Origin of the sequence: Halomonas sp. PGE1 (assembly GCF_013000985.1) — a bacterium.
In the GTDB taxonomy this organism is placed as follows: domain Bacteria; phylum Pseudomonadota; class Gammaproteobacteria; order Pseudomonadales; family Halomonadaceae; genus Halomonas; species Halomonas alkalicola.
This window is the reverse complement of sequence record NZ_CP053032.1, coordinates 1,276,161-1,295,437: the sequence shown is the minus strand read 5'-3', so window position 1 is coordinate 1,295,437 and position 19,277 is coordinate 1,276,161. Positions and strand designations below refer to the sequence as shown.

17 protein-coding genes are annotated in these 19,277 nt (G+C 66.7%); 15 read left to right on the top strand and 2 right to left on the bottom strand.

What is annotated here, in order from left to right; translation table 11 throughout:
- Window positions 1-119 precede the first annotated feature (119 nt).
- The 4 genes from HIR79_RS06150 to HIR79_RS06135 all read left to right on the top strand — a co-directional run bounded on the left by HIR79_RS06150 (window position 120) and on the right by HIR79_RS06135 (window position 5,362).
- Window positions 120-1,859, top strand: coding sequence for an isocitrate/isopropylmalate family dehydrogenase (locus tag HIR79_RS06150; RefSeq protein WP_169957652.1), 1,740 nt, complete (start codon window positions 120-122; stop codon window positions 1,857-1,859).
- 271 nt (window positions 1,860-2,130) lie between these two features.
- Window positions 2,131-3,663 (top strand): class I adenylate-forming enzyme family protein, encoded by a 1,533-nt coding sequence (locus tag HIR79_RS06145; RefSeq protein WP_169957651.1) that lies wholly within the window; start codon window positions 2,131-2,133, stop codon window positions 3,661-3,663.
- Window positions 3,660-4,826, top strand: a complete 1,167-nt coding sequence (locus HIR79_RS06140) for an acetyl-CoA acetyltransferase (RefSeq protein WP_169957650.1) — start codon at window positions 3,660-3,662, stop codon at window positions 4,824-4,826. The genes HIR79_RS06145 and HIR79_RS06140 overlap by 4 nt, the downstream gene beginning before the upstream one ends.
- A 77-nt stretch (window positions 4,827-4,903) precedes the next feature.
- On the top strand, window positions 4,904-5,362 hold the full coding sequence (locus HIR79_RS06135) for an SDR family NAD(P)-dependent oxidoreductase (RefSeq protein ID WP_169957649.1): 459 nt from the start codon (window positions 4,904-4,906) through the stop codon (window positions 5,360-5,362).
- Between the two features lie 90 nt (window positions 5,363-5,452).
- On the opposite strand, the gene ltrA is transcribed toward HIR79_RS06135, so the two are convergent.
- Window positions 5,453-6,724 carry a group II intron reverse transcriptase/maturase gene (gene ltrA / locus HIR79_RS06130; protein WP_211620819.1) on the bottom strand — a complete coding sequence of 424 codons (1,272 nt, stop codon included), beginning with the start codon at window positions 6,722-6,724 and terminating at the stop codon, window positions 5,453-5,455.
- 713 nt (window positions 6,725-7,437) lie between these two features.
- On the opposite strand from ltrA, the gene HIR79_RS06125 reads away from it, so the two are divergent.
- The 10 genes from HIR79_RS06125 (at window position 7,438) to HIR79_RS06080 (ending at window position 16,624) form a co-directional block, all read left to right on the top strand.
- A complete protein-coding gene (locus HIR79_RS06125) occupies window positions 7,438-8,757 on the top strand; it encodes an IS1380 family transposase (RefSeq protein ID WP_169957648.1) in 1,320 nt (439 codons plus the stop codon).
- Window positions 8,758-8,936: 179 nt separating this feature from the next.
- Window positions 8,937-9,272 carry an SDR family oxidoreductase gene (locus HIR79_RS06120; protein WP_211620958.1) on the top strand — a complete coding sequence of 112 codons (336 nt, stop codon included), beginning with the start codon at window positions 8,937-8,939 and terminating at the stop codon, window positions 9,270-9,272.
- Between the two features lie 31 nt (window positions 9,273-9,303).
- Window positions 9,304-9,870, top strand: coding sequence for a LuxR C-terminal-related transcriptional regulator (locus HIR79_RS06115; protein ID WP_169957647.1), 567 nt, complete (start codon window positions 9,304-9,306; stop codon window positions 9,868-9,870).
- A gap of 167 nt (window positions 9,871-10,037) precedes the next feature.
- A complete protein-coding gene (gene dctP, locus HIR79_RS06110; protein WP_169957646.1) occupies window positions 10,038-11,147 on the top strand; it encodes a TRAP transporter substrate-binding protein DctP in 1,110 nt (369 codons plus the stop codon).
- A gap of 66 nt (window positions 11,148-11,213) precedes the next feature.
- On the top strand, window positions 11,214-11,717 hold the full coding sequence (locus HIR79_RS06105; protein WP_169957645.1) for a TRAP transporter small permease subunit: 504 nt from the start codon (window positions 11,214-11,216) through the stop codon (window positions 11,715-11,717).
- Window positions 11,714-13,048, top strand: coding sequence for a TRAP transporter large permease (locus HIR79_RS06100; RefSeq protein WP_169957644.1), 1,335 nt, complete (start codon window positions 11,714-11,716; stop codon window positions 13,046-13,048). The genes HIR79_RS06105 and HIR79_RS06100 overlap by 4 nt, the downstream gene beginning before the upstream one ends.
- A gap of 151 nt (window positions 13,049-13,199) precedes the next feature.
- Window positions 13,200-13,862 (top strand): DUF1826 domain-containing protein, encoded by a 663-nt coding sequence (locus HIR79_RS06095; RefSeq protein ID WP_169957643.1) that lies wholly within the window; start codon window positions 13,200-13,202, stop codon window positions 13,860-13,862.
- A gap of 18 nt (window positions 13,863-13,880) precedes the next feature.
- On the top strand, window positions 13,881-14,309 hold the full coding sequence (locus HIR79_RS06090) for a TraR/DksA family transcriptional regulator (RefSeq protein ID WP_169957642.1): 429 nt from the start codon (window positions 13,881-13,883) through the stop codon (window positions 14,307-14,309).
- Window positions 14,309-15,529 carry a zinc metallochaperone GTPase ZigA gene (gene zigA, locus HIR79_RS06085; RefSeq protein WP_169957641.1) on the top strand — a complete coding sequence of 407 codons (1,221 nt, stop codon included), beginning with the start codon at window positions 14,309-14,311 and terminating at the stop codon, window positions 15,527-15,529. Before HIR79_RS06090 ends, zigA begins: the two co-directional genes overlap by 1 nt.
- Before the next feature lie 3 nt (window positions 15,530-15,532).
- Complete coding sequence (locus HIR79_RS06080) at window positions 15,533-16,624, top strand: CobW family GTP-binding protein (RefSeq protein WP_169957640.1); 1,092 nt, start codon at window positions 15,533-15,535, stop codon at window positions 16,622-16,624.
- Window positions 16,625-16,693: 69 nt separating this feature from the next.
- On the opposite strand, the gene HIR79_RS06075 is transcribed toward HIR79_RS06080, so the two are convergent.
- Window positions 16,694-17,929 (bottom strand): nickel/cobalt transporter, encoded by a 1,236-nt coding sequence (locus tag HIR79_RS06075; protein WP_169957639.1) that lies wholly within the window; start codon window positions 17,927-17,929, stop codon window positions 16,694-16,696.
- A 92-nt stretch (window positions 17,930-18,021) separates the two neighbouring features.
- Between HIR79_RS06075 and folE2 the strand changes: the two genes are divergently transcribed.
- A complete protein-coding gene (gene folE2 / locus HIR79_RS06070) occupies window positions 18,022-18,921 on the top strand; it encodes a GTP cyclohydrolase FolE2 (RefSeq protein ID WP_169957638.1) in 900 nt (299 codons plus the stop codon).
- The last annotated feature ends 356 nt before the right edge of the window (window positions 18,922-19,277 follow it).

The following is a 19,277-nucleotide window of genomic DNA, read 5'->3' as shown; positions in this document are numbered from 1 at the left end:
GCGCCCCTATGCCCTACTGCTTTCTGCGCGTAGCGCCCTGGCCATGCCAGGCGTACCCTGTGGCTCACCGCACATCGTGACGATCCTCATCGATCGAACACTACAAACAGGGAACCGTGATGAGCAAAAAGATCCGCGTCGACGCCCCCCTCGTCATCCTGCATGGCGACGAGATGGCCCAGGTGGCCTTCGAGAAGATCCTCGATACCTTCGTGACCTCACGACTGGAGGTCCCGCTGGTAGAGATCGACCTCTCGGCGGAGAACCGTCTGGTCACCAACGGTCAGGTGATTGTCGATGCGGTCGAGGCGCTCAGGGAACACGGCGTGGGGATCAAGAACGCCGGCATGACGGTCAACCGCACCCAGCTCGGCGAGCTGCTCGCCAAGCACCCCGAGATCGACGGCACCAAGCTCCACCCGCTGGCCACCAGATCGCCCAACGGCGCCATCCGCAAGGGCATCGGCGGCAACATCACCCGCGAGGACATCGAGTTTCGCAACCTCAAGTTCTCGCGCCCCGAATGGATCGGCCGCGACATCGAGGTCGACACCATGGAGACCGGCGGCATCAAGGACAGCTTCAACGAGCTCTCCCGGGCCACCGGCGTGGTCAAGCTGATGTTCGTGGGAGCCAGCGGCGACCCGGTCGAACTGCACCGCCGCGAGGTCAACAAGGGCGACCCCTGGCTGCTGGCCACCAACGATGTGGAAGACGTGAAGGCCTGGGCCCACCGCTTCTTCCAGCGCGCCATCGGCGAGAAACGCGACATCTACCTGGGCCTCAAGGATACCGTCATCGCCGGCTACGACGGCGTGATGCGGGCCGCCATCGAGGAGATCTTTGATCGCGACTACCGCGAGCAGGTCGAAGCGCTGGGGCTCTCCTATCACTACGAACTGATCGACGCCCAGGCCGCCCGCCTGGTGGCCAATCCGCCGGAGCGCGCCCTGTGGGGGGTGCCGGACAACACCACCGGCCGCAAGCTCTACAAGCTGGTGGAGGAGCTCAAGCGCTTCGGCATTCCCGACCGCAAGGCCCAGGTCTCCATCTCGCGCATGAGCGCCGGCGGCGGCGACCAGTACGGCAGCTTCAACGCCCCCGCTTCGGAAGACGGCATCCTCAAGGTGATCGTCGACGGCGAGGAGAAGCACGCGCGCCGGGTCAGGAAGGGCGACGCCATCCTGCTGATGTCCAACGACCAGGCGGCGATCAAGGACTGGGTCCTGCAGGTCTTCCGCGACGCCTCGCGCAAGGGCAAGGAGGTCTACTTCGGCCTCAAGCGCGAGTACATGGAGTACGACGAGGTGTTCAGCACGGCGATCACCGACGTGCGTCGCGAGCTCGCCGAGACCGGCACCCCACCGCCGTCGTTCATGATCATGCGGCCCTCCAGCCAGCTCATCAAGATGATCACCGACCCGCCCCGCAACGCCCTCTACCCGGCGCAGAACCTGGACGGCGACATCTTCTCCGACATCTCCGCCGCCCTGGGCGGCAGCCTGGCCACCGCCAGCTCGATCATCGAGAGCAAGGACGGCACCATGCTGTTCGAGGCGCCCCACGGCACCGCCCACGACCTCTACCTGAAGTACCTGGAGACCGACGGCCGGGAGGCGCACTTCAACTCCTCCGCCCTGCTCTTCGCCGTGGCCAACGCCCTGGAGACCCTGGGCGAGCGCGACGAGAACAACGCCCTGATCGACTACGCCCATGCCCTCAAGGCGGCGCTGATCGACACCGTGGATGCCGGCATCATCACCGGCGACCTCAAGGGCAAGACCCGCGACCCGGCAAGCGAAACCCTGGTCGACATGAACGGCTTCCTCGACGCCGTGGCCAGCCGGCTGACGGCGTAACCCGCCAAGCGGCCTCGCCTGCCTGGCGAGGCCGCCTCCCCTTCGCTAAGACCGCGTCCTCCGCTGCCTTCCCGCCACGCCCAACCAGCGACGCCCCCGTTCCCGCGCTCGGCGCCCCCCTGCGGGCAGGTTTGACCGCGCCCGCCACTCGCGACCTAATACGGAATCGCATCCGTAGTACTACGTATATCGATCCGTAGGGGAGGCCTCTAGTCTTGGTGCATACGGCGAATGCCCGAATCACAACGACAAGACAGTGCGGAGAGATCCCTTGAACATTGCCCACTACCTCGACCACAGCGCGCGGGTCGGGCCAACGCGTCCTGCGCTCTATCATGGCGCGGCGCTCCACGCCACCTACGCCCAGCTTCAAGCGCGGGTACAGGCCCTGGCGGGCCACTTCGTCAAGCTCGGGCTCACCCCGGGCGAGCGGGTGGCCATCTACATGAAGAATCGGCCCGCCTATCTGGATGCCCTGCTCGCGACCTGGTACGCCGGGCTGGTGGTCGTGCCGATCAATGCCAAGCTGCACTGGCGCGAGGTCGACTATATCCTCGAGGACAGCGGCAGCCGGCTGCTGATCAGCGACCGCACCCCGGACGCCGAGCTTGCCAGCCCGGCAGTCCTGCTGAGGCTCGACGCGCCCGGCTTCGCGGCCGACGGCGAGCCCCTCGCCGAGCCGCTGCACCGGGCCTCCCGCGATCCCGCCTGGATCTTCTACACCAGCGGCACCACCGGGCGACCCAAGGGCGCCGCCCTCTCCCATGGCAACCTCGCCTGCATGGCCAACTGCTACCTGACCAACGTGGATCGCGTCGAGACCGACCACGTGCTGGCGCACTTCGCGCCGCTCTCCCACGGCTCCGGCATCTACCTGATTCCCTACCTGATGCGAGGCTGCGCCAACCTGGTGCCCGCCAGCGCCGGCTTCGACGAGGCCGAGTTCGTCGACCTGGTCAACCAGCGCGCGGGGCTTGCCATGTTCCTGGCCCCCACCATGATCCGCCGGCTCGTCGATCACCTGGAGGCAGAGGCGACGCCGCTGGCGCTCGAGCACCTGCAGGCCATCGTCTATGGCGGCGGCCCCATGTACGAGCGCGACCTGCGCGACGCCCTGGCCACCTTCGGCCCCCGGCTCGTGCAGATCTACGGCCAGGGCGAGAGCCCCATGACCATCTCGGTGATGGACCGTGAGGCCCATGCGCCCTACGCCGAGACCGCCGAGACAACGGCTGATCGCCAGGCCCTGGTGCCGGTGGGTCGCCCCCACCCCCAGGTGGAAGTGGCCATCCAGGATCGCCAGGGCAACCCGCTGCCTGCAGGCGAAGAGGGCGAGATCTGCGTGCGTGGCGACAGCGTGATGCTGGGCTACTGGAACAACCCCGCGGCCACCGGCGAGGCGTTGCGCGACGGCTGGCTGCGCACCGGCGACATCGGCCGCATGGAGGTCGACGGCACTCTCTACCTGACCGATCGCGTCAAGGACGTGATCATCAGCGGCGGCACCAACATCTACCCGCGCGAGGTGGAAGAGGTGCTGCTGCAGCACCCCGCCGTCCACGAGGCCTCGGTGGTCGGGACCCCCCACCCCGAGTGGGGCGAGGAGGTGGTGGCCTTCGTCTCGCTCCATCGTCCGCTCGACCCTGCCGAGCTGGACCGGCACTGCCTGGAGCGCATGGCCCGCTTCAAACGCCCCAAGCGCTATGAGGTCCTGGAGTCGCTGCCCAAGAACGCCTACGGCAAGATCGTCAAGACAGCATTGAGGCAGCGCCTCGCCCGCCCACAGCAGGAGAGCACTTCATGAAGACCCGCATCATCGGCATGTCCCACAGCCCGTTCGGCAAGCTCGAGGCGAGCCTGGAAACCCTGATCTGCGAGGCGGCCAGTGCGGCCCTGGCCGACGCCGGCGTCGAGGCGCGCGACATCGATGCCATCTATGTCGGCCAGTTCAATAGCGGTATGTGTGCCCAGGAGTTCCCCGCCTCGCTGGCGCTGCAGGCCGACCCCGATCTGCGCTTCAAGCCCGCCACCCGCTGCGAGAACGCCTGTGCCAGCGGCTCGGCGGCGCTCTATCAGGGGATCAACCTGATCGAGGGCGGCCTGGCCCGGCGGGTGCTGGTGATCGGCGCCGAGAAGATGACCGAGGCGAGCCCCGCCGCCATCGCCGAGGGGCTGCTCGGTGCCAGCTACCGGCCCGAGTCCCAGGGCGTCGAGGCCGGCTTCGCCGGGATCTTCGCCGAGGTCGCCCGGGCCTACTTCGAGCGCTTCGGCGACCACACCGAGGCCCTGGCGCGCATCGCCGCCAAGAACCACGCCAACGGCGTCCACAACCCCCTCGCCCAGCTGAGGAAGGATCTCGGGGTCGAGTTCTGCCGCAAGGTCTCGGACAAGAACCCGGTGGTCGCCCCGCCGCTGAAGCGCACCGACTGCTCGCCGGTCTCCGACGGCGCCGCCGCCCTGGTGCTCGCCCACCCCGAGGCGGCCCCCGCCGGCCCTCGCCAGGTGCGCTTCCGCGCCAGGGCGCAGGTCACCGATTTCATGCCGCTGGCCCGCCGCGACCTCACCCGCCTGGAGGGCGCCGAGCGTGCCTGGCAGCAGCTGCTCGCCGAGGGCAACGTCGGCCTCGAGGCGCTGTCGCTGGCCGAGGTGCACGACTGCTTCACCATCGCCGAGCTGATGATCTACGAGGCCATGGGACTCGCCCCCCACGGCCAGGGCGCCCGCGCCATCGAGGAGGGCTGGGTGATGCCCGACGGCAGGCTGCCGATCAACCCCTCCGGCGGACTCAAGTCCAAGGGGCACCCGGTCGGGGCCACCGGCGTCTCCATGCACGTGCTGGCGGCCCGGCAGCTGCTCGGCGAGGCGACCGGCGTACAGATCCCGGATGCCCGCCTGGCCGCCGTCTTCAACATGGGCGGCATGGGCGTGGCCAACTACGCCAGCCTGCTGGAGCGCGTCACCGACTGACGTTGCCGCCGGTGACGCGCCGGCGGCTTCGGCAACGCTTCCCGTCATCATTCCAATAACAAGCGAGGAAAGTCCCAATGTCATACCTTCACGACAAGAACGTGCTGGTCACCGGCGCCCTGGGCGGCATTGGCTCCGCCATCTGCCTGGCCTACGCTCGCCAGGGGGCCGGCATCATCATCCATGACCGGGTGGCGGCCGATGAGGAGACGGTCGCCGCCCTCAAGGCCCAGCTGCTCTCGGTCGGAGCCCGCGAGGTCTGCTACCAGCAGGCCGACCTGGGCAGCCGGCAGGAGATTCACGCCATGTTTGCCCGGCTCCGTGAGGAGCAGCGTGACGTCGATGTGCTGGTCAACAACGCCGCCATCCAGAAGACCTCCCCCATCGCCGACTTCCCCGATGATCTCTGGGAATCGATCATCGCCATCAACCTGGTGGCCGTGTACCACTGCACCAAGCAGGCGCTCGTCGACATGCGCCGCAAGGGCTGGGGGCGCGTCATCAACCTGGCCTCGGTGCATGGCCTAGTCGGGTAGACCGGGCGATTGCTCGTCCCGGCCCCCCTCAGATCCGGGCGTGCGCAATTAACGCACCCGGCTCCTCAATCATCAGGTTCGCTGAAGGACTCAGCATTGCTGCACAATCCTCACCGGAGTTAGTGGCAGGGCATCCAGTAGCTTGCAGGCTTTGTCCCACGGGATATGGCCCTTCTGTGAGCGGCGACTCAGCCACTTCACCCAGATCCACGACACTCGGAACCGGAATGTCTGTAGGGCTCTCATGTTGCCACGAATACCGTAGTAGGCTGCATGCCCCTGCACTTTCCTGCATAGCTCCCGATGTTGGTCACGCAGTGGACGGTGTCGGTTATGGCGACACCAATGTGCGATCCGTTTGAGCCCGCGACTGAACCTGTCCTTCGCCGTCTTCCGCTGAATAATCAAGCTGCCCCGGCGTGACTTCCCCCAGTAGTGGGTGAAACCCAGGAAGTCGAAGGTCTCGGCGCGTTGCCCCGGGCGCGGCCGGAACCGCACCAGCCGGGTCTTGGTGGGGTGCAGGGTCAGCCCGTAGCGCGCGAAGCGCTTGGGCAGTACCTCTAACACCTTGCGGGCGTCGGCTTCGTTGCTGAAGGCGAGCACGGCATCATCGGCGAAACGCACCTCGAACGCCTGACTTTTCAGTCGTGGCTTAACATCTTGTTCGAACCACTCGTCCAGCACGTAGTGGAGGTAAACGTTCGCCAATAAAGGGGAAATCACGCCCCCTTGCGGACTGCCTAGCTCACCCTTCTGCCACTGCCCGGCCTCCAGTACCCCGGCCTTGAGCCACTTGCCGATCAGGCGCAGGATCACACCGTCCTTCACTCGTTGCTGCAGAAACGCTCGCAGGTGCCGGTGGTCGATCGTGTCGAAGAAGGCCTTGATGTCCAGGTCGATGACCCAACCACCGCCCATCCTCGACAATTCATCCCATACCGTCTTGATCGCCTGGTGCGCCGAGCGCCTTGGCCGGAAGCCATATGAGCACTCCAGGAAGTCATGCTCGTAGAGAGGCTCCAGCAGGGCGACCACGGCACGCTGCAGGACCTTGTCTTCGAAGGTGGGGACGCCGATCGGTCGTGTGGCACGCCCGTCTCCCTTGGGGATATGGACACGCCGCACCGGCGGCGCCCGGTAGCGACCGCTCTTGGCCGCTTCCAGCAGGCGCTGGATGTTGGCCTCGAAGTCACGCGCGAAGTCGTCCGCCGTCTGGCCATCGATCCCGACGGCACCGTCACGGCGCGTCATCAGGTAGGCCGTCTTTAGCCACTGGGCGTCGATATGGTGCGCCAGTGACGTGAAGGCACGCTGCGGGAAGCGCTCTGCCAGCGCTGCTATCCGCACTTGTTTCGTGGACATGACCTCAGGTTCCTGTGTACCTGTCATGTGTCCCTCGTGCAGTTCTGATGATTGATTGCCCCTTCCCTCCAGCGGGTCCCGTCGAGTAGGTTCCCCGCCTTCTTCGGTACTATGGGCAACTCCGACTCCCGCCCTTCCGTCCGACTGGCTCCTTGTGATCGCCTGGCCGTACCCCCTGAGTGCCTGTGGTTCGCTTCCGGTACCGTCAGGCACGACAGCACCGAACCGGGAGCTTTCGGGACAGGTGGCTCCTGCACCTGATTTTTCACCTTTCGGGGGAGAAAGGCGGGCCTCCCAGGTTCCTGGGAAACCCCTGTGTGAGCATGCCCTGCTCTCTGACACCGGTGGCTCCTTTCCGCCAAGCCATTTCAGCGGGTCGGTGTTGCCTTCCACGTCGGGCAGAATGTCGGCAGCCACGATTCCAACATTTCGGTGCTCTATCACACGGCCTGCTCACTCACTGTCTACGCTTCACAGCGCCGGTTGCCCGATGCTGCGCAAGACTCGCTACCGGCTGGCGGCTACCCTTGGCCGGGTGGGACTTGCACCCACTGGGTTTCAATTCGCTGTTTAGGCCACGCCTCCCTGTGTGGCTCCCCCAGCGACCAGGCTTTGCCTGGCGCACGCCCGGATATTGCACCGGGCATGAAAAAGGCGGCTGAAAATCGGTTATGATTCAAGCTCCTACACCAGAACCAACCGCATCAGCCGCCATGACAAAATGTACCACGCCGTCCGCTTCCTTTCCACGCTGCAAAGGCCGTCAGGTCATCGCCCGTTTCGATGGCGGTGATGTCACTTCCGACGGCGGTATCCTGCTGCTGCGGCAGCTCGATCGCGAGATGGGCCTGACCCGCTCTATTGCTCGTCGGCTCGGCGACGAGCGCGACGCTCAGCGCTGCCTGCATCGCACCGAAACCCTGGTCCGGCAGCGCGTGTTCGGCCTGGCGCTGGGCTATGAGGACCTCAATGACCACCAGGCCCTGCGTCACGACATCGCCCTGCAGACCGCCGTCGATACCGATGGCGTGCTGGCCAGCCAGTCCACCTTGTGTCGCTTCGAGCAGCAGGCCGATCGGGACTGGGCGGTTACCATCCACGAGGAGATGATCGAGCAGTTCATCCGCTCGTTCCGGCGGCCACCCAAGAAGCCGCTCTACCTCGACTTCGATGCCACCGACGATCGGGTGCATGGCCAGCAGCTCGGGCGGCACTTCAATGGCTACTACAACCACTACATCTTCCTGCCGCTATTCGTGTTCTGTGGCGACCAGCTGCTGGTCAGCTACCTGCGTCCGGCCTCGCTGGATGCCGCTCACCACGCCGGCGCCATCCTCGCCCTGTTGGTCCGGCGGCTACGCCAGGCGTGGCCTGAGGTGAAGATCGTCTTCCGCGGCGACAGTGGCTTCTGCCGTCCGCTGATCCTCAACTGGTGTGACCGCCACGGCGTCGATTACATCATCGGCCTCGCCGGCAACAAGCGCTTGGCCAAGCTGGCTCTGAACATCGACTACGAATCGGCCATCCGCTTCGAGACGACCTGGGAGAAAGAGCGTGTCTTCGGCTTCATCAAGTACGCTGCCAAGAGCTGGAAGGAGCGTCGACGAAGGGTGATCGTCAAGTCCGAGACCAGCCGGCGTGGCTTCAACACCCGCTATGTGGTCACCAGCCTGCGCGGCTGCAGCGCCGAGTGGCTCTATGACCACCGCTATTGTGCCCGGGGCGAGATGGAGAACCGTATCAAGGAGCAGCAGTTCCTGTTCTCCGACCGCACCAGCTGCCACGAATGGTGGCCCAACCAGTACCGACTGCTGCTGTCGGGGCTGGCCTACCTGCTGCTGGAGCGGTTGCGCCGGGTCTACCTCAAGCGCACCGCCTTCGCCCAGGCCCAGGTCAACACCCTCCGCCTGAAGCTGCTGAAGATCGGCGCTGTCATCACCCGCAACACGCGCACGATTCGGCTGATGTTGAGCAGCCAGTACCCGGAACAGGACCTCTTCCTGAGGCTGGCCAGCAAGCTGGTGCCGGGATAGCGCCGCGGCGTGCTGTCCCCGGCACAGAAAAGACATGGGGGTAGGGGAAGTGCGCCCTGAGCACAGGAAATTGATCAAAAAGCAGCCAATCTCCACCCCCAGAGCCCTTATATCCCCACCGAGCCTGGCATTTGGGGACTTCTGACTGACCCGGTGAAATATCCGGGCTAGTGGCCTCGGTGGACAAGTCGGCCTACGTGGCCGCCAAGCACGGCGTGGTAGGTTTCACCCGGGAGGTGGCGCTGGAGACCGCCGGCCAGGGCATCACGGTGAACGCCATCTGTCCGGGTTGGACCGACACGCCCATCATCGCGCCGCAGATCGAGGCGCGACAGCAGCGGCTCGGCAGCAGCCGGGAGGAGGCGATCCGTCACCTGGTCTCGGAGAAGCAGCCGGACGGCGGCCTGATTCCCCCGGCCCACGTGGCGGAACTCGCGCTGTTCCTGGGCGGCGAGTCGGCCCGCCACATCACCGGCACCGCCATGCCCATCGACGGCGGCTGGACCTGCGTCTAGCGCATCACCGCCAGGGGAGGTACCACGCCCAATGACGACCTCACCGCCCATGGGGCGCGAGCTGATGGCGCTGGCCTTCGAGCATTCGGCCAGCGCCATCGTGGTCACCCAGAAGCGTCGCATCCTGGAGTGCAACCACGCCTTCTGCGAGCTCTTCGAGTATCCGCGCAGCGAGCTGATCGGCCAGCTGATGCTCAAGCTCTACCCGAGCTTCGCCGACTTCAAGACGATCGGCGATCGCGGCTACAAGGAGATGCTCAGGACGCCCAACTACGCCGACGAGCGCTTCATGCAGACCCGCTCGGGGGAGGTCTTCTGGGCCAAGACCCGCGGGCGCACCCTGACGCCGGAGGCGCCGTTCGATCTGGCGGTGTGGACCTTCATCAAGATCGATGTGCGCCCCCAGGCGGAAAACCAGCTCTCCATGCGCGAGCGGGAAATTTCCGGCTTCATCGCCAACGGTCTGACCTGCAAGGAGATCGCCCGGGAGCTGGGCATCTCCCATCGCACCGTCGAGACCCACCGGGCGCGCATCATGAAGAAACTCGACTGCCGCAACACCGCGGAGATGGTCTCACGCATCATCCAGCTCTCATGACGATGAAGCGCACCGACGAGGCAGGACCATCTACGCAGCCCGGTACGTAGTACTACGTATATCAGCGCGGGGTACCGCTGCCTAGGATGAGAACCAGGCGTGAAACGCAGGCCAACCGGCCCGCCAATGTCACCCGTTACCGACCCAATAATTACAAGGATCACGTCATGAACAAGCACCCTCACCTGCTTGCCACCTGCTCTCTGGCTGCCGCCATGGCGCTCGCCACCGTTTCCACCCAGGCCGTCGCCGACAAGGCGCGCTGGACCATGACCACCACCTGGCCGGACAGCCTGGCGCTGATCGAGGCGGACCGCCGCTGGGTCGATACCGTGCACCGGATCGCCGGTGACGACATCGAGATCGAATTCCGCGCCGGCGGCACCCTGATGCCGCCCGGCGAGGTGTTCGATGCCACCGAGACCGGCAGCATCGAAGCCGCCGGGGAGACCGGCGTCTACTGGGCAGGGCGCTCCCCCGCCTTCGCCCTGCTGGGCACCACGGCGAGCCTCTTCAACGCCGTCGACTACCTGAACTGGATCCAGCACTGGGGCGGCTATGAGCTCTACCAGGAGGTCTATAACCAGTTCAATATCCACTACCTTCCCTACGCCATTCTCAACAACGAGACCGGCTTTATCGGGCGTACCAAGATCGAGACCCTGGCCGACTTCGAGGGCAAACGTCTGCGTCTTGGCGGTCGCGATCAGGGCCGCATCCTGGAGCAGCTCGGCGGCTCCCAGGTGACCCTGGCCGGCGGCGAGATCTACCAGGCCATCGAGCGCGGCGTGGTCGACGGGGCCGAATTCTCGTCCCCTGGCGTCGACTATCAGGCGGGCTTTGCCGAGGTGGCGAACTACTGGTCCACCCCCGGTTGGCACCAGTCCGCCACCGTGCTGGGCGTGATGATCAACAAGGACGCCTGGGACGCCCTCTCCGAGGAGACTCAGGAGAAACTGGAGCTCGCCGCCCAGGCCAACCTGGCGTGGTCGATCTCCCATTTCGAACAGAGCGCCACCGAAGGGACCCTGAATTTCCAGAAGGCCGGCGTCGAGATTTCCCAGCTCTCGGAGGATGAACTGGCCCGGATCCAGGAGATCACCAACGAGGTCTATCTGCGCGGCGCCTGCGAGGATCCCACCTATGCCAAGGTGCTGCACTCGATGCTGAGCTATATGGACCATTACGCCAACTGGCGTGATCTCTCCGCGCCCTACAACATGAGCCGCACCATGGACAACCTGCCGTCTCTGGAAGAGATCGAAGCCTGCCTGTAAGGCCCCTGCCGCCGCCCCGGTGACCCCACCGGGGCGGCCTGCGTTCCGACGTCGGAGACTGTTCCCATGAATGCGATTGCCAAGGCGATCGATACGCTCAACGAGGCGCTCGGGCGACTCATCGCGCCGCTGATCGCCGTGATCACGCTGATCGTCCTCTATGACATCGGCCTGCGCTACTTTGCCGGACGCCCCAGCGACTGGGCCTTCGACATCACCAAGATGCTGTTCGGTGCCCACTTCATGCTGATGGCTGCCTACGGCCTACGCCATCACGCCCACGTCGAGGTCGACGTGCTCAAGCGCCTGCTCTCGCGAAGGAAGCAGGCGGTGGTCGAGCTGCTCGGCTACCTGATCTTCTTCGTGCCCTTCAGCTGGATGCTGCTGACGCTCGGCTGGAGCTTCTTCATGCGTTCCTTCAGCCGCGGCGAGACCACCTACGGGGTGGTGTCGATCCCGGTCTACCCGATCAAGGGCGTCATCGTGGTGGCCGCCTTCCTGATCACCCTGCAGGCCGTTGCCATCGTCATCCGCGCCATCCAGCAGCTGCGCGAGGAGAGAGCCGCATGAACCTGAGTCCCGAACTGCTCACCCTGGTGATGTTCGGCGGGCTGCTGATCGGCCTGTTCATGGGCCACCCGCTGGCCTTCGTGCTGGGCGGCGTCGCCGTCATCGGCGCCTACCTGGGCCCCGGCGAGCGGGTGCTCGGCACCATCATCAACAACATCTATGGCAACGCCATGGACAACTACGTCCTGGTGGCCATTCCGCTGTTCGTGCTGATGGCACGCTTCCTCAACGACTCCGGCGTCACCGAGAAGATGTTCGCGGTGATGCGCCTGCTGCTGGCCAACCTGCGCGGCGGCCTGGCGCTCACCGTGGTCATCGTCTCGGTGCTGCTGGCCGCCACCACCGGCATCGTCGGCGCCTCCATCGCGGTGATGGGCATGATCGCCCTGGCCCCGATGCTCAAGCACGGCTACAACAAGGAGCTCAGCACCGGGGTGATCATGGCCAGCGGCTGCCTGGGCATCCTGATCCCGCCGAGCATCATGCTGATCCTGATGGCCAGCTACTCGCCGGTCTCGGTGGGCGCGCTGTTCGCCGGCGCCCTGGTGCCGGGCGTGATGCTGGGCGCCATGTACGCCCTCTACGTGCTGGTGATCTGCTTCGTCAAGCCGAGCTACGGCCCGCCGGTGCCCGCCGCGGAGCGCGCCGAGGTCTCCACCGGGCAGCTGCTGGTCATGCTGGCCAAGTACGTGCTGCCGCCCATGTCGCTGATCCTCGGTGTGCTGGGCGCGCTGTTCACCGGCGTGGCCACCGCCACCGAGGCCTCGGCCATCGGCGTGGGCATCGCCTTCCTGCTGTTCCTGATCTTCGGCGACCGCAAGCTATCGACCTGCTTCAAGACGCTGATCGATGCCGGCAAGACCACCACCATGGTGATGCTGGTGCTGGTGGGCGCCACCGCCTTCACCGGGGTCTTCTCCCGCGGCGGCGGCATGACGGTGATCAGCGATCTGGTCATGGCGATGCCCGGCGGCACCGTGGGCGCGCTGATCTTCATGCTGTTCCTGGTCTTCCTGCTGGGCATGTTCCTGGACTGGACCGGCATCGTGCTGCTGAGCTTCCCGATCATGCTGCCGATCGTCCAGCAGCTGGGCGTCGACGTGCTGTGGTTCGTGGTGATGGTGGCGGTGGTGCTGCAGACCTCCTTCCTCACCCCGCCGTTCGGCTATGCGCTCTTCTATATGAAGGGGGTGGCGCCGAAGGGGGTGGAGATCGTCGATCTCTACAAGGCGGTGCTGCCCTTCGTGGCGCTGATCGTGCTGGCCTGCATGCTGATGGCCTTCTTCCCGGTGCTGATCACCGGCCTGCCCTCGGCGCTGCTGGGCTACTGAACCGCGCCCCACCGGCCACACCGAGCGCCCGCCATGCCCTGCATGGCGGGCGCTCTTTCATCTCGGTTACCGTCACACTGCGCGCTTGGCTTCGACGCCCAAAAAAGATACGTTATAACATCTCTAAATTTTGGCGCCGTGGAGTCATCTCATGCCGACACCCGCTCTCTCCGCTCCCCTTTCCGATGCGGGGTTTACCCGCCACCTGGCCCTGGGTGACGAAATCGATGTCCTGCCGCGCATCTTCGAGGACGACATCAACATTGCCGTCATGCGCCGGCGCCTCTCGGCGGCGCTGCAGCAGAGCGTCCAGGCCCAGTGCCAGACCGAGCGCGCCTGGCAGCTGGCCTGGCTGGGCCAACCCGGTGACGATCTGCGCGCCGATCTGCTCAAGCGGCTGCCCGCTCCCGAGGCGGCCGGCGCCCTGGTGGAGGACGTCCAACTGCTGGCCGAGGCCATGGCCTACCTGTTCGATACCGATACGGTGGGCATCCGCCTGCGCCTGCTGGACGCCGCCATGTGCCCGCGCTTCCACGTCGACAACCTGCCGGTGCGCCTGGTGACCACCTATCACGGCCCGGGCAGCGAGTGGCTCCCCGAGGAGGCCGTCAACCGCGAAGGCCTGGGCGCCCCCTCGGCGAGCAAGCCGGAGATCGTGCGCGACCCCGGTGCCATCCAGCGGCTCGAGGCGGGCGACCTGGCCCTGCTCAAGGGGGGCGGCTGGGAGAGCAACGAGCACCGCGCCCTGGTGCACCGCAGCCCCGCGCTGATCGAGGGGCAGAAGCGCCTGCTGCTGACCATCGACCCCGCCTGACGCCGGCAAGAGACTCCCATGCCCTATACCCCCGAAGAGGCGCGCCTGCTGGCGATGCCCGACGACGACTACATGAACGACGAGCAGCTGTCCTTCTTCCGCGATCGACTGCTCGAGGAGAAGGCGCAGGTGGAAGAACACCTGCGCGAGGTGCGCGCCGCCATGGCCTCCCATGAGCGCGACAGCGACGAGCTGGACCAGGCGGCCTTCGAGGAGGAGCTACGCCTGCAGCTGCGCCAGGCCGACCGCGAGACCCGCCTGCTGGCCAATATCGAGGCGGCCCTGCGCCGTATCGACGCGGACGACTACGGCTACTGCGCGGAGACCGGCGAGCCGATCGGTCTCCCCAGGCTGCTGCTGCGACCCACCGCCAAGCTCTGCCTGGAGGCCAAGGAGCGCCAGGAACAGCGCGAGAACCACTACCGCAAGACCCGAGGTGAAGGCTGATGACATCCCTGCACACGCCCCTGCCGGTGACCGTGCTCTCCGGCTTTCTGGGCGCCGGCAAGACCACCCTGCTCAACCATATTCTCGCCAACCGCGAAGGCCGCCGGGTGGCGGTCATCGTCAACGACATGAGCGAGGTCAACATCGATGCCGCCCTGGTGCGCGGCGCCCCCGGCGACGAGGAGGAGGTGACCCTCAACCGCGCCGAGGAGCGGCTGGTGGAGATGAGCAACGGCTGCATCTGCTGCACCCTCCGCGAGGACCTGCTGATCGAAGTGCGCCGGCTCGCCGAGGAGGGGCGCTTCGACACCCTGGTGATCGAATCCACCGGCATCTCCGAGCCGTTGCCGGTGGCCGAGACCTTCACCTTCGCCGATGAAGAGGGCCGGAGCCTCTCGGATGTCGCTCGCCTCGACACCATGGTCACCGTGGTCGACGGCGCCAACTTCCTTACCCATTACCGCGAGGCGCACTCCCTGGCCGAGGCGGGCGAGAGCCTGGGCGAGGAGGACGAGCGCAACGTCGCCGACCTGCTGGTGGACCAGATCGAGTTCTGCGACGTGCTGCTGATCAGCAAGAGCGACCTCCTCACGCCGGCCCAGCTCGACGAGCTCACCGCCGTGCTGCGCTCGCTCAACCCCGAGGCGGAGCTGATCCCCATCACTCACGGCCAGGTGCCGCTGGAGAAGGTGCTGGAGACGGGCCGCTTCAGCTTCGAGCGCGCCCAGCAGGCGCCGGGCTGGCTCAAGGAACTGCGCGGCGAGCACGTGCCGGAGACCGAGGAGTACGGCATCTCGAGTTTTGCCTACCATGCCCGGCGCCCCTTCCACCCGCAGAAGTTCTTCGAGCTGCTGCATGGCGACTGGTTCGGCGGCAAGCTGCTGCGCTCCAAGGGCTTCTTCTGGCTCGCCACCCGGCCGCAGTTCGCCGGCCAGTGGAGCCAGGCAGGCGGCATCGCCCACTACGGCTTTGCCGGCATGTTCTGGAAGGCGGTACCCGAGTCGCGCTGGCCGGAGGACCCCGACTACCGCACCGCCATCCTCGACAAGTGGCAGGAGCCCTTCGGCGACATGCGCCAGGAGCTGGTCTTCATCGGCCAGAACCTCGACGAGGCGCGCATCCGCCAGGCCCTGGACGCCTGCCTGCTCAGCGAGGAGGAGCTGCTGGCCGGCAAGGACGCCTGGCAGGCGCTGCCAGACCCCTTCCCCGCCTGGGAGTAACCCATGCACGACGCAGACCTCACGCCGGTCACGGTGCTGACCGGCTTTCTCGGCAGCGGCAAGACCACCCTGCTCAACTACCTGGTGCGCCAGCCCGCCATGCGCGATTCGCTGGTGGTGATCAACGAGTTCGGCGATATCGGGCTCGACCATCGGCTGGTCGCCAAGGGCGACGAGCACAGCGTGGTGGAGATGAGCAGCGGCTGTCTCTGCTGCACCATCCGCGGCGACCTGAGCCGAAGCGTCCAGCAGGCCTGGGAGGCGATCGAGCACGACGGGGGCCGGCCGATCTCGCGGATGATCATCGAGACCACCGGCCTGGCCGACCCGGCGCCCATCCTGCACACCCTGATGACCGACCACTGGCTCGCCCAGCGCTTTCGCCTGGACGGCGTGGTCTGCCTGGTGGATGCGGCCAACGGCGTCTCGACCCTGAACGCCCATCGCGAATCCCAGCGCCAGGCGGCGGTGGCCGACCGGCTGCTGCTGACCAAGACGGACCTGGTGGATGAGGAACAGCTGTCACGGCTGGCCTGCCAGCTGGCGACGATCAACCCGGCCGCCGAGCAGCTGCAGGTACGCCATGGCGAGCTGGCGGCCGAGCATGTCATCGGCGGCGGCTTGCCTGCACAGGGGCGGCGCGCCGACCGTTGGCTGCGCGCGGCGTCCTACGCTCAGGTCTCACCCACCGCGGGCATCTCACCACCGACACAGGGCGCCCTGGTCTCGATGATGGCGCCCGCGTCCTACCCGACGCTCACCCGCCACGGCGAGCAGATCCGCTCCTTCTGCTTCACCTTCGAGCACCCCATCGAACCTGAGGTGCTGGAGGACTGGCTGGACCTGCTGATGTCGCTGCTGGGCGAGAAGATTCTGCGGGTGAAGGCCATTGTGAAGATTGCCGGGCGCGAGCAGCCGCTGGCGCTGCACGGCGTGCAGAATATCTTCCACCCGCCGGTGACGCTGCCGGCGGAGGCCTGCCCAGACGGGGTCTCGCGCTTCGTCTTTATCACTAATGGCGTGGCGCCCGAAGCCGTGACCCGGCTGTTCGACTACTTCCAGGCGCCGCAACCCCAGGAGACTATCCAACCTTAATAGATCAGGCGTCCAGGTCGCGGCCGTGGCGGGTGGGGGGCCTGTCGACCCTGGCAGGCAACCACTGCATCACGACAACAGCGGCAGCCCGCCCGTCGGTACGCTGCCAGCCTGCCAGGCCAGCGAGGCCCCGAGCCACAGAATCGCCAGGCCGCCTCCCATGGCCAGCCAGCCACTCAGCCGCCCCAGGCGCGCCGCGCCCCCACCGCCGGCGAACCGGCCGTAGTGACGCATGACCCAGTCCCGGGCCAGCACGCTGGCCAGCGCCAGGGCCGAGACCGTCATCGCCGTGCCCAGCGCCATCACCATGACCGCAGCAGCCCCCAGGGCCGCATGGCCCAGCAGGCTGGCCGCCCCCATCATCAGCACCGCGCCGGTGCAGGGGCGCAGGCCGATCACCACCACGGTGGCCAGCGCCGTACGCCAGTTGCCCACCTCCTCCGGGGCGATATGGTGGCGCGCCCCGCAGCCGCAGCCATCGTGCCGGTGGTCGGGAGCGTGCCCATGAGCGTGGGCGTGGCTGTGGGCGTGCTCGTGACTGTGGTCGTGCTCGTGACTATGGTCGTGCTCATGGCTGTGGTCATGGGCATGGCGGTGAGCATGCGCATGACCGTGGTCGGTTTCGGGCCCCTGAGCGTGCCGATGACCGTGGACCCGCTGGTGGCCGTGGTCGTGGTGATGATCGAGGTGATGGGCGTGGTGGTGATCATGCTGGCCGTGATCGCCGCCGGCCCGCGTGCGCCGCAGCAGCCGCCAGGCCCTCAGGCAGAGCCAGGCTCCCAGCAGCGCCACCATCAGAAAGCTCGCCATCTCCAGGCTCGCCACGCTGCCCATGGCCCGACGCGTCAGCCAGCCCAGGCCCTGAACCAGCACCAGTACCATGGCGATGGCCATCATGCCCTGCAGCAGGGCGGCGCTGAACGAGAGCCCCAGGGCGCGCTTGAGGCTACCCCCCTGGGAGACCAGATAGGTGGAGAGCACCGCCTTGCCGTGGCCGGGACCGGCGGCATGGAAGACCCCATAGCCGAAGCTCAGCGCCAGCAGCCAGCCGGCGGTGGCCCAGCTGGGCGTCTCGGACCAGCCGCTCACCGCCAGGGTAAGCGCCCGGTGAAGCTCGCGCTGCCAGGCCAGGATCTGCAGGCTCAGGCCGCGCATCACGCCCAGCTGCATCAGCAGCGCGGCCACGATGACCAGCAGCGCCAGACCGCCCAGCCGCCATCGGTGGCGGGTCAGGAAACTTCTCAGCCGGTGGAAACCGCCGGCCGGGTCGGCAGACGATGGAAGCGAGCTGGCGTGACGCGACATGGTGTACCTCGGGCAGGCCTTTGACTGGTGATCGGTCGACGCAAAATGTTATGTTATAACATTTGCAGCTGCAATCACCGAATGAGCCCTTCATGAACAAGCAACCTCTGGAAGATATCGCGGCCTCGCCCTCCACCCGCCTCGGCACCCTGAGATGGGTGGGCATGGAGGGCATCGCCCTGCCGCTCAAGGTGGCCGGCCAGGCCATCGCCGGCCGCGCCTCGGCGGGCGTCAGCCTCGATGACCCCACCGCCCGCGGCATTCATATGTCGCGCCTCTACCTAGCGCTGGCCGAGCTGGAAGATCAGGAGCTCTCGCTGCCCCGGGTGGCCGCGGTGCTCGACGCCTTTCTGGAGAGCCACGAGGGTCTCGCCAAGCGCGCCTTTCTCGACCTGGAAGGGGAAGCGCTGCTGCGCCGCCCGGCGCTGATCAGCCCCCTGTCAGGCTGGAAGACCTACCCCTTCACCCTGTGCTGCCGCCGCGACGCCCAGGGCCTGCACGCCATCCTCGAGCTGAGCGTGGGCTACTCCTCCACTTGCCCCTGCTCGGCGGCCCTGGCCCGCCAGCTGATCCAGCAGGCCTTCGACGAGGACTTCACAGAGATACCGGTGACCCGCGAGGCGGTGCGGGCCTGGCTGGGCAGCGACAAGGGCGTGCTGGCCACGCCCCACAGCCAGCGCAGCCAGGCGCACCTGGCCGTGCGCCTCGACGCCGATCAGGCGGCGCTGCCGCTGCTGGCGCTGGTCGACCGCGTGGAGCGGGCGCTGGGCACCGCCCTGCAGACCGCCGTGAAGCGCGTGGACGAGCAGGCCTTCGCCCTGGCCAACGGCCAGAACCTGATGTTCTGCGAGGATGCCGCCCGGCGCCTGCACCACACCCTGCGCGACCAGCCCGGCCTCGAGGGCTTCTCCCTGCGCGTGGTGCACGCCGAGAGCCTGCACGCCCACGACGCCGTGGCGCGCAGCCAGTGGAACTGGCAGGAGGGGGAATGAGTCTCGAGTGGTCTTCGACCTGCTGGCGCGGGTGCTGCGCCACGACTACACGCTGGTGGTCTGTCCCCCACTAGCGTGGCGGAGATCGCGGCGGCCATCGGTCCCGGCCTGGCCCGGCAAACGCCGAGGAGGCCTCCATACGAGGCGCCTTGCGATAACGGCAATTGCCAATCGATCTCAATTGACCCTCATCTGACTCGCGGCTAATATGCCGGCGCTGCTGCATGGCAGCGAAACCCCCTTGAGGAATCAATGGAACCTCCGAGTCGCTACACGACCGACAACTTGATCGACCGCGCCGCGTCGACCGTCGTGGTGCGCCGGAGCCCGCCCGCGCCTACCCCCTAGGCCCTGGT